Genomic DNA, 14,264 nt, shown 5'->3' on the forward strand with positions numbered 1-14,264 from the left:
CTCTAATCTTAATAACGTTAATTTTATCATATTCTACAGTAAGAATGATGGTTTCAACAAAAATTGTACGTTTTTTTCGTTTTTTAATTCATATATCTGAATTTTTCTACAACAACAGGTTGTAATTGTTTTCCTTGTAGCGCTTCCAATACTGTATCTTCAAGTAACTCCATACGAGCTACCATTGAGTTCGGTTTTTTCTCTGGTGCATCTTGGCCAAATGGTACGAAGTAGATGTCTTTTGTAGCCATTAGGCGCATTAGATTTACTCCATTAAGCCCCAACGCATCATTCGTCGAAACAGCTAACACAACAGGCTTCCCATTTCTAAGCGTCGCTTTTGCTGCCATTAATACTGGAGAGTCTGTCATTGCATTTGCAAATTTACTCATCGAATTCCCTGTTAGTGGTGCGATCACCATGCAATCTAGTGGAATTTTCGGTCCTAGTGGCTCTGCGCCAACGATTGAATTAATTGCCTTAAAACCGGTTATTTCTTCGATCTTTTTAATCCATTCTTCCCCTTCGCCAAATCTAGTATTTGTTGATTGGACAGTATAAGAAACAACGGGACGTACTTCTGCACCTTCTGCAATTAACTTCTCTAAATGTGGCATAACTTCTTCATACGTACAATGTGACCCTGTAAATCCGAAACCAATTCGTTTTCCCTTCAAACTCATTTCTCATCATCCTCCTTTGCGATTGCATCCGCTATTAATAACTGAGAAAGAACATTCGCTAATATTTGTCCTGCTGTTTTCGGTGCAACAATCCCAGGAAGACCAGGTGCTAATAATGCCTTCACTCCACGCTTCTCCGCATAGCGAAAGTCCGTGCCACCTGGCTTAGAAGCTAAATCAATAACTAGCGTATGAGCTGGCATTTTTGAAATAACATTCGCTGTCACAACGAGATGCGGAATTGTATTAATAACAATATCGATATTACCTACTTCTTTCTCTATGTCTTGCATATGAAAAGGAGAAAACATCATTTCTGTAATACGAGCAATATGTTCCGAACGTCTCGCTCCAACTTTGACATGTGCTCCTAATGATTGAAAGGCTCTTGCAACACTCATACCAGTTCTACCAAATCCTAAAACCATTACATTCGATCCATGAATTGTGTAATCAGTATGTTGAATAACCATCATTAGTGTACCTTCTACGGTCGGAATAGAGTTATAGATTGCAACATCATCACGATCAAATAATTTTACAAGTTTGCGATTTGTAGTAGCTACGAGATTTTCCAAGTAAGGTGTACCAATACCTGAATATATAGTGAAGTTTTCTGGTGTCTTTTCAATTTGTTCTTTCGTTATGGAAACTTTCTCATTTGAAAAAATAGTATCTACTTCTCCTCTGGCATTCGTCCCTGCAACCGGCAAAATAATTGCATCTAAAGAAGTGAAATTTAAATCTTGTATACTTTCCTTTGCTGCCCCTGTGAAGCCATGATCTAACTGTTCAAACCCTATTAATGAAAGTTTCGCGTCCAGTTCGACTAGCTTGCGAATTACTTCTAGCTGCCGTGCATCTCCTCCTATGACAGCAATATGCATCTCAGTCAACATTCCCTAATTCACCTTCTTTTTCTTTCATTTATAAGAAAAATGCCTACTTTTTCTTTTTCCTCCACATCATATGTAATGTACGAGTTTGAGGTGATTGAAAAACAAAAAGCACACGTGATTTATCTTCTTTATATAAAGATAAAAAAAAGACAACCAAAATGGTCATCTTTCACTATGATCTTGAATGGTTCGTAAGATCGCAAAGTATCATATCATTTCCAACCTTCTTTATTTTGCTCCATTCTACTCTCACTTCTTGCTGTTCTCTTTTAAAACCTCCCCATTTCCCAGCAGGTATAATAAGCGCTTGTATTTTTCCATCTCTCTCATCAATTTCTAAATCTGCATGACCTAAAACTCCCATTTTTTCTGCTCTTTCTAAATCCACAATCTCTTTGCCACTTAATTCACTTAAACGCATTAAATCTCCCCCTATCCTACTTTTTATGAAGGTTATCCTATAATAAGTACCTATTCTGCATATATAAAAAAAATAACCGTATCTCATATAAAAGAGATACGGTTATTTCCGAAAGCGAATGAATTACAAGATCGATTAAAGTTTCATTCCTTTTGGCAGTTTTCCATCTGGACTAATAAGTGCCGCAGAGAATTCATCGGTAAACATATTGCGAATTAACTCGTCTACATTTTGCTTTGTTACAGTGTTTACACTTTCAATAATCTCATCAAGAGAACGATGTTTACGAAGAAGCAATTCGTTTTTACCATTACGGCTCATACGACTATTCGTACTTTCTAAACTTAACATTAAGTTTCCTTTTAATTGTTCTTTACTATTAACAAGCTCTTTTTCTGTAATACCTGTATTTTTCAACGTATTTAACGTTTCTTGCATTGTTTCATACAGTGTATCTAATTGTTTACTACCTGTTCCACCGTAAAGTGTTAACATTCCTGTATCTTCATAAGAAGAGTGATAAGAGAATACTGAGTACGCCAATCCACGTTGCTCACGTACTTCTTGGAATAAACGGCTACTCATACTACCGCCTAAAACATTATTTAATACAATTAAATTATAAATATCTTCGTGTCCCATTTGCAAGCCTTTATATCCTAAACATAAATGAGCTTGTTCTGTTTCCTTCTTACGTGCTACTTTATTGAAATGGAAAATTGGGCTATGTACTTGTTCACGATTTGTTGTCCCTTCGTAACTACCGAAATATTGCTCTACAGTTTGTAAAAATGCTTCATCAATATTCCCTGCAATTGATACAACAACATTTTCAGGTGTGTAATGATCTTTCATATATTGACGTAACGTATCACCTGTAAATGTTTCAAGCGTTTCTTCTGTTCCTAAAATAGGATATCCAAGCGGATGCGTTTCATATGTTGCTTTCGTTAACATATCATGCACAATATCATCTGGCGCATCTTCGTACATTTTTATTTCTTCACATACAACATTCTTCTCTTTTTTCAGTTCTTCCTCATCAAATGTTGAATTAAAGAACATATCTGCTAAAACATCTAATGCATATTTAGCATGCTCATCTAGCACTTTCGCATAGTAACATGTATATTCTTTTGAAGTAAAAGCATTTACTTGTCCACCAATGCTATCAAATGATTCTGCAATCTCTCTTGCACTTCGCGTTTCTGTCCCTTTAAAGAACATATGTTCCAAAAAGTGCGAAACCCCATTATTTTTTTCATTTTCATTTCTTGAACCTGCGTGGATCCATATACCAATCGCAACCGAGCGTACAGTTGGTATATTCTCCATAACAATTCTTACACCATTTTTACACGTATATTTTTTAATCAAAAACTTTCCTCCTAATGCCAGTTTCTCTAAATAATTGCTATTATTTAATGATAACAAGTTTAGAGATGAATGTCATGCAAATGTATTTAATCCACACGTTTTTCATCTAGTAATTCTGTAATATTCCCCACTTTATATCCTTGTTCCTTTAAATTTTTAATCATAGTATCTAGCGCTTCTGTTGTAGATGAAGTAGGATGCATTAGCACAATAGCACCTGGATGTATTTTTCGCATTACTCTCTGCAATAGCACACCCGGTTCTGGCCGCTTCCAATCAATTGTATCTACAGTCCACATAATCGTCCCCATTTGGAAATCATCCGCTATTTTTACTACCTCATCCCGAAAGCTTCCACTTGGCGGAGCAAACCATCTCACTTTCTGATTTGTAGCTGCTTCTATCATTCGATTCGTTTTTTGTAATTGATCTCGTATTTCATCTGTAGACAGCGTTTTCATATTAGGGTGTGTGTAAGAATGATTTCCTACTTCTTGATTTGCATCGACAATCATTTTGGCAAATCGTAAGTTTTCTTTCACCCAGCGTCCTTCTAAAAAGAAAGTCGCCTTCACATCATGTTTTTTCAATATCTCTAATATACGTGGCAAATACTCATTACCCCAGGCCACATTAATTGTTAATCCCACCATCTTTTTATTTGGATGTCCTCGATAAATGGGAGCTGGTGGTAAATCTTCTAAGTGAACACTCGGTGATACTTCCTTAAATTCAAGTTGTTTTTGATCAAACTTCTTGATTTTCTTCATATTATTATAGGACGCTTCTATATCCACTTGTTTTCCATTATACCCAGGCGTCGCCTTCCAAATCTTATCAATCATCGCATTTTGCGGCATAATCTCGTACTGTTTTACATGCTTTTGAATCTCTTCATACAAGTTATCCTGCGCAAAAACGGAATAAGAGCCACAACCCATATATAAAGAAAATATAAATATGTACGCTAATATACGAGCTTTCATATAAACCCTCCCATTAACTATAAAAAAGAAACCATTTTCTTCTTATCTTTGTTAATTTGAGCGTTATGATGAAAACTATACCTATACTCACATAAAAATCTAAATGAATCACATTTTTTACATAACAAAAAAAGCCAGCTATACTGGCTTTCACTTATTGTTGCTCTTGTGCGTTTTCTTCTTTAGCTGCTTCTTCTTTAGCTGCTTCTTTTTCTTGCTCTTCTTTTAGCAATACTTTTCTAGATAAGTTTACACGACCTTGTTTGTCAATCTCGATAACTTTAACTGAAATCTCATCACCGATTTTCACAACGTCTTCTACCTTACCTACACGCTCAAGTGCAAGTTCAGAAATGTGAACAAGTCCATCTTTACCGCTAAATAATTCAACGAACGCACCGAATTTTTCAACGCGTTTAACTTTTCCTAAGTAGATTTCGCCTACTTGTACTTCGCGAACGATATCTTCGATAATTTTCTTCGCTTTTTCATTCATCTCTTGATTAATTGATGAAATGAATACTGTACCATCTTGCTCGATGTCAATTTTAACGCCAGTTTCTTCAATGATTTTATTGATCTGTTTACCACTTGGTCCAATAACATCACGAATTTTATCTGGGTTAATTGCCATTGTAATAATCTTCGGAGCATACGCAGATAACTCAATGCGAGGTTCAGCGATAACAGATAACATGTGATTTAGAATGTGCATACGACCAACTTTCGCTTGTTGTAATGCTTCTTCTAAAATCTCACGAGATAAACCATCGATTTTAATGTCCATTTGTAGTGCAGTTACACCTTTTGCAGTACCTGCTACTTTAAAGTCCATATCACCTAAATGGTCTTCCATTCCTTGAATATCTGTTAAAATTGTATAATGCTCACCAGATTTCACTAGACCCATTGCAATACCAGCAACTGGTGCTTTAAGTGGTACACCCGCATCCATCATCGCTAATGTACTACCGCAAATACTCGCTTGTGAAGTAGAACCATTTGACTCTAATACTTCAGATACAAGACGAACTGTATATGGGAAATCCTTTTCAGATGGAAGTACAGGTTCAAGAGCACGTTCTCCTAGTGCTCCGTGACCAATTTCACGACGACCTGGTCCACGCATTGGTCTTGTTTCACCAACACTAAATGAAGGGAAATTATAATGGTGCATAAAGCGTTTTGACTCTTCTACACCTAGACCATCTAAAATTTGCACATCGCCTAATGCACCTAATGTACAAATACTTAATGCTTGCGTTTGTCCACGTGTGAATAGACCAGAACCATGTGTACGAGATAAAATGCCAACCTCTGATGCTAAAGGACGAATTTCGTCACCTTTACGACCATCTGGGCGGATTTTTTCAACTGTAATAAGACGACGTACTTCTTCTTTTACAATTTTATATAAAATCTCACTTACTTGTCCTAATGTATCAGCATCAGCTTCCTCAGCTTCGTAATGCTCAATTACACGCTTTTTCACTACGCTAATTGCATCTTCACGTGCATGTTTTTCGTGCACTTGAATTGCAGAATGCATATCTGTCTCAGCCATTTCACGTACAGCTTGGTTCAAATCAGCATCCACTTCATAAAGTTTCACTGCTGTTTTCTCTTTACCGACAGCTTGTACAATCTCTTCTTGGAATGCAATTAGACGTTTAATTTCATCGTGTCCAAACATAATTGCTTCTAACATTGTTTCTTCAGGTACTTGATCCGCTCCTGCTTCAACCATGTTAATTGCATCTTTCGTACCAGCTACAACAAGGTGCATATCACTTTGTTCTTGCTGTTCTACTGTTGGATTAATAACGAACTCGCCATTAATACGACCAACTGTCGCACCTGCGATTGGACCTTCAAATGGAATATCTGAAATAGATAATGCTAATGAAGAACCAAGCATAGCTGCCATTTCAGAAGAACAGTCTTGATCAACACTCATTACGATGCTGACAACTTGTACTTCATTACGGAAACCATCTGCGAAAAGTGGACGGATTGGACGGTCAATTAAACGACTTGCTAAAATTGCTTTTTCACTTGGACGGCCTTCGCGCTTAATAAAACCGCCTGGGATTTTTCCAACTGCATATAAACGCTCTTCATAGTTTACTGTAAGCGGGAAGAAATCTACATTTTTTGGCTCTTTTGATGCAGTTGCTGTAGATAGAACTGCTGTGTCGCCGTATCTTACTAATACTGCTCCGTTTGCTTGTTTTGCAAGCTGACTTGTTTCAATTGTTAGCTGACGACCAGCTAAATCTATCGAGAAGACTTGCTTTTCCTGACTCATTTAAGTACCCCTCTCAATTTAAAATATTCAATTCTTCTATGTAAATGGATAGTATATCACAATATTCTTTCCTCTAGTATTGCCGAAAATTAAGTAAGCTATAAAGAGTAGAAGATATATTTTTACCTAACAAAAAAGCGGGAATATTCCCGCTTCTTTGACTATCGACGTAAGCCAAGCTTTGTGATTAATTCACGGTAACGTGTGATATCGCTATTACGAAGGTAAGTAAGTAAGTTACGACGTTTACCAACCATCTTTAATAGACCACGACGTGAATGATGATCCTTCTTGTGAGTACGTAAGTGCTCGTTTAGAGTGTTAATTTGCTCCGTTAGGACAGCAATTTGAACCTCTGGAGAACCAGTATCAGTCTCATGAGTTCTAAATTGTGCAATGATTTCATTTTTACGCTCTTGTGTTAAAGCCATCCTATTTCACCTCCTAATAATTAAACCCCCAGTTACCTAGCAAGCATCGGTGAGTCGCAATGCCAAGTAATGGTTGTCATAAAGTACATAACATAGAATACTACTTTTCATTTGAAAAAGCAAGTATATTCTTTACGCTCGCAAAATATTCTTGGGCAACCTTTTTATCTTGAGCGATTTGAGCAACTAACTCATCAATTCCATTAAACTTTTTTTCTTCTCTTATACGCATGTGCCATTCCACTGTAACACTTTGATCGTATATGTCTTTATTAAATTCAAATAGATGCACTTCAATAGATAATTGACGCTCATTCTCTTTGAAAGTTGGTTTATATCCGATATTACATACACCATCATGCCATTCATCATGAACCTTCAATCTTACCGCATATACACCTACAGGTGGCAACAAATATTCATCACTTAAACCTACATTTGCAGTTGGGAAACCAATTTGACGTCCACGCTTATCACCGTGTACAACTGTTCCTTCTACCGTGTAAGCTCTCCCTAAAATAGATGGAATTTGTTCCATTTCACCGTTTCGAATTAACTTTCGTAATGAAGTAGAACTTACTTTTTCTTCTTGATATTCAACTTTTTCGATCACGGTCTGTGTAAACTCCCCTCTTGCATGAAATGGTAAAGTCTCCATCTTCCCTTTTCCTAAACGTCCATATGAATAATCAAAGCCTGCTACTACATGCTTTACATTTAAACCAATAATATACTCATCGACAAACTGCTGTGGTAATAATCCAGCAAATGGCTCATCGAATTTCACCACATATAAGATATCAATTCCTAAACTTGCGATGATTTCTTCTTTAAGGCGCATCGGTGTAATATACTCCACATGCGCTTCTTTTTTTCCTAATACAACAGATGGGTGTGGATGGAACGTCATGACAGCACTTTTACATCCTCTTTCATCCGCTATTTTTTTCGCTGTTCGAATCACACGTTGATGTCCTAAATGAATGCCATCAAAATATCCTAATGCCATTACAGTAGGTGGTAATTCTATTTTATTTTGTTCATGTGGATGAGTTAAATGAATAAGTTTCACGCTTGAATTCACCTTTTTCTGTAATAATCCTTCCAATAATTCATTATAGCTTTAGTTCTTGATTATTCACAAGTACTTTCATTGGCTTTAGCATTCCAGGGTGTTTTGGGTGATGCTCATAAATTGCTAAGCAACGATCATTTTTATCAAATACTGTAATAAATGGTGCTGTTGTTTCTAATTCATTGTTTAAGAACATACCGTTCTTTATTTTTTCAGCTTGCTTTTCATCTACAACCATTTTTGGAAACTTACTTAGCGCCTCATCAATTGAGATGAAAATAGACTCTACTGTTCCATTTTGCACGTTTTCTTCAATTTCTTCAAATGATATGCAATCTTCTAGTAAAAATTCACCAGATGCTGTTCTTACAAGGTGAGACATATGTGATGGAAATCCAAGTTTTTCACCTATCATTACTGCTAGTGTTCTTACATATGTTCCTTTACTACACGTTACACGGAAACGAAATGAAATATTTTCCCCTTCAAAAACTTCACGTTCATCAAGTAATACAAATTCATGAATTGTAATTGTACGAACTGGACGTTCAACTTCTTGTCCTGCCCTTGCATATTCGTATAGTTTTTTTCCGTTAACTTTTACAGCTGAGAACATCGGCGGCATTTGTTCAATTGTCCCTGTTAATTCCGCTAGTACCTCTTCTACTTCTTTACGTGTAATGACACGATTTACATCTTGTTTCTCCACAACTTCACCAGAAGCATCTTCTGTTGTTGTTGAAAATCCTAATGTCACTTCACCTTCGTATGTTTTTGTTTCACTTGTTAAAAATTGCGCAATTTTTGTTGCACGCCCAACGCAAATAGGTAATACTCCTGTTACATCTGGATCCAGTGTCCCTGTATGACCAATTCGTTTCTCACGCAATATCTTTCTTAATTTGAACACACAATCATGTGATGTCATTCCCTTTGGCTTATGTAATAATACTACACCTTCCATATACTCACCTCATCATTATTCTTTTGTAGTAATTGCAATTATGCAAAACTTATTTTACATTGAAAAAATGGATAGACAAATGTCTATCCATTATTCTTCACGTTTACCGTCTTTATTAATTTCATGTAAAAGTGTATCAATTCGATGACCATATCCGATAGACTCATCAAACTCAAAGGTAATTTCTGGTGTTTTACGAAGACGAATACGTTGGCCAATTTCTGAACGAATAAAGCCTTTTGCCTTCGCTAAACCTTTTAATGTATTTTCTTTCTGTTCTTCGTCACCTAAAACAGAAATGTATACTTTAGCAATTTGTAAATCTCCACTCACTTGTACATCTGTTACTGTAACAAATCCAATACGTGGGTCTTTAATTTTACGACTGATAATGTCGCCTAATTCTTTTTTCATTTGCTCGCCCACACGGTTCGCACGTAATTTCATAACTCTTCACCTCATTCAATACCATTCCAAATGTGTTATCGTACGTTCAATTTCAGGAAATGAATCGATATACTCAAGTACACGATTCATTTCTTTTTCACAGACAACACGATTTGAGGATACGGAAACAATTGCAATTTCTGTACGTTGCCATACATCTTGATGCCCAACTTCAGAAACAGCTACATTATAGCGCTGTTTCACACGAGTTAACACACGTTGCAAAATTGCTCGTTTCTCTTTTAAAGAATGCACATCGTAAATCATACACTCGAATGAGAGTGAAGCGATAATCATCGCTTCACTTCTTCCATAACGTATGCTTCAATGATGTCCCCTTCTTTAAGATCATTATATCTCTCAATTGTAATACCACACTCATAGTTTTGTGCAACTTCTTTTACATCGTCTTTGAAACGTTTTAACGTATCAAGTTTTCCTTCGAAGACTACTACGCCATCACGGATAATACGAACGCCACTATCACGTGTAATTTTACCGTCTATTACGTAACAACCTGCGATTGTTCCAACTTTTGTTACTTTGAATGTTTGACGAACTTCCGCTTGACCGATTACTTTTTCTTCGAATTCTGGATCCAGCATACCTTGCATTGCTGATTCAATTTCTTCGATTACTTTATAGATAATACGGTGTAAACGAACATCAACTTTCTCTAATTCAGCTGTACGCTTCGCATTCACATCAGGGCGTACGTTAAATCCAATTACAATTGCATTAGATGCAGAAGCTAAAATAATATCAGATTCTGTAATCGCACCTACGCCTGTATGGATAATTTTCACTTTTACGCCTTCAACATCAATTTTACGAAGTGATGCTGCCATTGCTTCTACAGAACCTTGTACGTCTGCTTTCACAATTAAGTTAATTTCTTTTACATCGCCCTCTTGGATTTGTTGGAATAAATCTTCCAGGCTGAATTTAGATTTCTCACCACGTTGTGCAACTAATGCTTCTTGTGCACGTGATTCACCGATTTGACGAGCTTTCTTCTCATCAGCGAATGCCATGAAACGATCTCCCGCTTGTGGCACTTCATTTAAACCTGTAATTTCAACAGGAGTTGATGGCCCAGCAACTTTTACACGACGACCAATATCACTTACCATTGCACGAACACGACCGAATGATGTTCCAACAACAATTGGATCTCCAACTCGAAGTGTACCATTTTGAACAAGTAATGTCGCGATAGTTCCTTTACCTTTATCAAGCTGTGCTTCAATTACAGTACCAGCTGCATAGCGATTTGGATTTGCTTTATATTCTTCTACTTCACTCACAAGAAGGATCATTTCTAGTAAGTTGTCAATTCCCTCGCCTTGAATCGCAGAAATTGGTACGAAAATCGTGTCTCCGCCCCAAGCTTCTGGAACTAATTCATATTCTGTTAATTCTTGCATTACACGATCAGGATTTGCCGCTGGTTTATCCATTTTATTCACAGCAACAATAATTGGTACTCCAGCTGCTTTCGCATGGCTAATCGCTTCAACTGTTTGTGGCATAACACCGTCATCAGCTGCAACAACAAGAATTGTAATATCTGTTACTTGTGCACCACGAGCACGCATTGTTGTAAATGCCGCGTGACCTGGTGTATCTAAGAACGTAATTTTCTTATCATTTACATCAACTTGGTATGCACCGATATGCTGAGTAATTCCACCAGCTTCGCCAGCAGTTACTTTTGAATTACGGATAGAGTCAAGCAATGTTGTTTTACCATGGTCAACGTGTCCCATAATTGTAACAACAGCTGGACGTTCTTTTAAGTTTTCTTCATCATCTTGCTCATCGATGAATGTTTCAAATTCAGTTTCACTTACAACTACTTCTTCTTCTACTTCAATACCGTAATCAGTAGCAATTAACTCAATTGTATCTTTATCTAAGTCTTGGTTAATTGTCGCCATAATTCCTAGCATGAAGAGCTTTTTAATAATTTCAGATGGCTCTTTGCTTAACTTTTTAGCAAGGTCACCTACTGTAAGGCTTCCAGAGAAAGTGATTTTATCTGGTGTTTCTACTATTGGTGTTTGTTGTCTTCCAGCAAAGTTATCTTGACGTTTATCTTCATTTGCTTTGCCTTTTTTCTTATTCTTATTGCTGTTCTTTTTACTGCGAACAACTTTCTCTTCTACTTCAAACTCATCTGCAACAGAAGGTTTTTCCGCTCCAGCGCTATATTGATTATCTAATTTGTTTACTACTTCATCTTCTAACATTGTCATATGATTCGAAACCTCGATATTCATCTCTTTTAGTTTTGTCATAAGATCTTTACTTGAGATATTATTTTTTTTTGCATATTCATGTACTCGAATTTTACTCATACCTTCACCCCCGGTAATTTGTATCGAGCATGCTACGTAGCTTTTTCGCAAAGCCTTCATCTAAAACAGCTACAACGACTCGCTCGTCTCTCCCAATCGCATGCCCTAATTGTTGTCGATTTTCGACTTTTCTCATTGGTATGTTGTAGTACGTGGTTTTATCAATGATACGTTTTGTAGTGTTCGCTGACGCATCTTCAGAAAGCAATACTAGCTTTGCTTTGCCACTTCGTACTTCTTTTAAAACGAGTTCTTCACCCGAAATAATTTTTCGAGCGCGGTTTGCTAGTCCTAAAAATGATTTCCAATCAGACACTTATTTCGACTCCTTCTCAACAAGCTCAAGAAGCTCTTCGTACAGAGAACTGTCGATTTTCGCTTTTAGATGATGTTCCAAAATGTTTTTCTTTTGGGCTTGAATAATGCTTTCTTTATCTTTTGATAAATATGCACCTCGTCCTGATTTTTTTCCTGATAAATCAATAGACACTTCGCCCTCTTTGGAACGAACAATGCGAACTAGCTCTCGTTTTGATTTCATCTCTTGCGTCGCAATACATTTTCGTAACGGAACTTTTCGATTGCTCATACTCATCACCTCTATTCGATTTCGTCTTCAGCTGAATCGAATCCGAATGCGATTACGCTATCTTCTTCTGTCACAATACCAAGTTGTTTCGCATCAGACTCACTTTTAATATCAATTTTCCAGCCTGTTAATTTAGCTGCAAGACGCGCATTTTGTCCACGCTTACCAATCGCTAATGAAAGCTGGTGGTCTGGAACAACAACAGTTGTTGCTTTCTCTGCTTCATCTACAAGTACTTTAACAACCTGTGATGGACTTAAAGCATTTGCAACATATTCAACTGGGTCATTCGACCAGCGAACGATGTCAATCTTTTCACCTTTTAGTTCATCTACAACGCGTTGTACACGTTGTCCTTTCGGTCCTACACAAGAACCTACTGGATCAACATCGATATTCTCTGCATATACAGAAATTTTAGAACGGTCGCCTGCTTCACGTGCTACAGAGCGAATTTCTACAGTTCCATCATAAATTTCTGGAACTTCCATTTCGAATAAACGTTTTAAAAGACCAGGATGTGTACGTGATACGTAAATTTGTGGTCCTTTTGTTGTCTTTTCTACTTTTGTAATAAATACGCGAATACGATCATGTGGTTTATATTGCTCATTTGGCATTTGCTCACTTACAGGTAATAAAGCTTCTACTTTACCTAAGCTTACATAGATGAAACGAGCATCTTGGCGCTGTACAATACCAACCATAATGTCTTCTTCACGATCACTAAATTCTGAATAAATTACACCACGTTCCGCCTCACGAACTCGTTGTGTTACAACTTGTTTTGCAGTTTGCGCTGCAATACGACCAAAATCTTTTGGCGTTACTTCAATTTCTAGTACGTCACCATCTTGGTAGTTTGGATTAATTTGTCTTGCCTCTTCTACAGAGATTTCAAGACGTGGATCAAACACATTATCTACAACGTCCTTACGTGCTAAAACTTGAATTGTTCCCACTTCTGGGTTAAAGCTCACACGAACGTTTTGTGCTTGGTTAAAATTGCGTTTATAAGCAGAGATTAATGCTGCTTCAATCGCATCAATAATAATATCTTTGCTAATACCTTTTTCTGACTCTAATACGAGCAAAGCATCTAACAACTCAGTGCTCATGAAGATCCCCCTTCTTACTAAAACGTAACAGCAAGTCGCGCATTTGCAACTTTATCCATTGGAATTTGGATTTCTTTTTTACGTGTTTTAATTGTTAATAGTAGTGTAATTGTATTACCGTCGTAGGAAAGTAGCTTTCCTTCAAACATCTTCTCACCATCAATCGGCTTATATGTTTTAATTGCCACTTGTTTTCCTACCGCTTGCTGGAAGTCTTTCTCTTTCTTTAATGGACGTTCCGCTCCAGGAGATGATACATCCAAAAAGTAAAGATGAGGAATTGGATCCTCTTTATCTAAAGCTTCGCTTAAACGTTCACTTACCGCACCGCATTCTTCAATTTCGACTCCCTTTTCAGAATCGATGAATACGCGTAAGAACCAGTCTTGTCCTTCTTGCACATACTCTACATCTACAAGTTCAAGATTTAACTCTTCAACGATTGGCTGCGCAAATGCTTCTACAATTTCTGTGACTTTCTTATCCATAAACAGCCTCCTTCCTGCCGCCATGTACCATTTACAAGAAAAGATCCCGTTCATAAAGACGGTCTATCTTATTCTTTCTCGTTAGCTAACAAAAGCCCCTGCCGTTAAGCAGGGAATA

Annotated in this window: 16 protein-coding genes; all 16 read right to left on the bottom strand. The window is 37.0% G+C overall.

Annotation, left to right across the window (positions count from 1 at the left end; genetic code table 11):
* Nucleotides 1-83: 83 nt before the first annotated feature.
* A complete protein-coding gene (gene dpaB, locus MHH59_RS19020) occupies nucleotides 84-683 on the bottom strand; it encodes a dipicolinate synthase subunit B (protein ID WP_002111357.1) in 600 nt (199 codons plus the stop codon).
* Nucleotides 680-1,582, bottom strand: a complete 903-nt coding sequence (gene dpaA, locus MHH59_RS19025; protein WP_002128797.1) for a dipicolinic acid synthetase subunit A — start codon at nucleotides 1,580-1,582, stop codon at nucleotides 680-682. Before dpaA ends, dpaB begins: the two co-directional genes overlap by 4 nt.
* 172 nt (nucleotides 1,583-1,754) lie before the next feature.
* Nucleotides 1,755-2,003, bottom strand: a complete 249-nt coding sequence (locus MHH59_RS19030) for a YlmC/YmxH family sporulation protein (protein WP_002014571.1) — start codon at nucleotides 2,001-2,003, stop codon at nucleotides 1,755-1,757.
* A 135-nt stretch (nucleotides 2,004-2,138) separates the two neighbouring features.
* Entirely contained in the window at nucleotides 2,139-3,380 is a 1,242-nt protein-coding gene (locus MHH59_RS19035) for a M16 family metallopeptidase (protein ID WP_002088150.1), read from the bottom strand.
* A gap of 86 nt (nucleotides 3,381-3,466) precedes the next feature.
* Nucleotides 3,467-4,366: a polysaccharide deacetylase family protein gene (locus tag MHH59_RS19040; protein WP_002128798.1), complete on the bottom strand. Its 900-nt coding sequence runs from the start codon at nucleotides 4,364-4,366 to the stop codon at nucleotides 3,467-3,469.
* Between the two features lie 154 nt (nucleotides 4,367-4,520).
* Nucleotides 4,521-6,674, bottom strand: a complete 2,154-nt coding sequence (gene pnp / locus MHH59_RS19045) for a polyribonucleotide nucleotidyltransferase (protein WP_002033682.1) — start codon at nucleotides 6,672-6,674, stop codon at nucleotides 4,521-4,523.
* 161 nt (nucleotides 6,675-6,835) lie between these two features.
* On the bottom strand, nucleotides 6,836-7,105 hold the full coding sequence (rpsO, locus tag MHH59_RS19050; protein ID WP_001229392.1) for a 30S ribosomal protein S15: 270 nt from the start codon (nucleotides 7,103-7,105) through the stop codon (nucleotides 6,836-6,838).
* Nucleotides 7,106-7,205: 100 nt separating this feature from the next.
* A complete protein-coding gene (gene ribF, locus MHH59_RS19055; RefSeq protein WP_002128800.1) occupies nucleotides 7,206-8,177 on the bottom strand; it encodes a bifunctional riboflavin kinase/FAD synthetase in 972 nt (323 codons plus the stop codon).
* Between the two features lie 43 nt (nucleotides 8,178-8,220).
* Nucleotides 8,221-9,144: a tRNA pseudouridine(55) synthase TruB gene (gene truB, locus MHH59_RS19060; RefSeq protein ID WP_002014562.1), complete on the bottom strand. Its 924-nt coding sequence runs from the start codon at nucleotides 9,142-9,144 to the stop codon at nucleotides 8,221-8,223.
* Nucleotides 9,145-9,234: 90 nt separating this feature from the next.
* Entirely contained in the window at nucleotides 9,235-9,591 is a 357-nt protein-coding gene (rbfA, locus tag MHH59_RS19065) for a 30S ribosome-binding factor RbfA (RefSeq protein ID WP_000776437.1), read from the bottom strand.
* A 15-nt stretch (nucleotides 9,592-9,606) separates the two neighbouring features.
* Complete coding sequence (locus MHH59_RS19070) at nucleotides 9,607-9,888, bottom strand: DUF503 domain-containing protein (RefSeq protein WP_002088157.1); 282 nt, start codon at nucleotides 9,886-9,888, stop codon at nucleotides 9,607-9,609.
* Nucleotides 9,885-11,951: a translation initiation factor IF-2 gene (gene infB / locus MHH59_RS19075; protein WP_002014558.1), complete on the bottom strand. Its 2,067-nt coding sequence runs from the start codon at nucleotides 11,949-11,951 to the stop codon at nucleotides 9,885-9,887. Before infB ends, MHH59_RS19070 begins: the two co-directional genes overlap by 4 nt.
* 4 nt (nucleotides 11,952-11,955) lie before the next feature.
* Nucleotides 11,956-12,267 (bottom strand): YlxQ family RNA-binding protein, encoded by a 312-nt coding sequence (locus MHH59_RS19080; RefSeq protein WP_001286519.1) that lies wholly within the window; start codon nucleotides 12,265-12,267, stop codon nucleotides 11,956-11,958.
* The gene (gene rnpM / locus MHH59_RS19085) at nucleotides 12,268-12,540 is read right to left on the bottom strand and encodes an RNase P modulator RnpM (RefSeq protein ID WP_002088161.1); all 273 of its coding nucleotides are present in this window, start codon (nucleotides 12,538-12,540) and stop codon (nucleotides 12,268-12,270) included.
* A gap of 11 nt (nucleotides 12,541-12,551) precedes the next feature.
* A complete protein-coding gene (gene nusA / locus MHH59_RS19090) occupies nucleotides 12,552-13,658 on the bottom strand; it encodes a transcription termination factor NusA (protein WP_002014554.1) in 1,107 nt (368 codons plus the stop codon).
* 17 nt (nucleotides 13,659-13,675) lie between these two features.
* Complete coding sequence (gene rimP, locus MHH59_RS19095) at nucleotides 13,676-14,146, bottom strand: ribosome maturation factor RimP (protein WP_002088165.1); 471 nt, start codon at nucleotides 14,144-14,146, stop codon at nucleotides 13,676-13,678.
* Between the last annotated feature and the right edge of the window lie 118 nt (nucleotides 14,147-14,264).

Origin of the sequence: Bacillus sp. FSL E2-0195 (assembly GCF_038003645.1) — a bacterium.
Lineage (GTDB): Bacteria > Bacillota > Bacilli > Bacillales > Bacillaceae_G > Bacillus_A > Bacillus_A mycoides.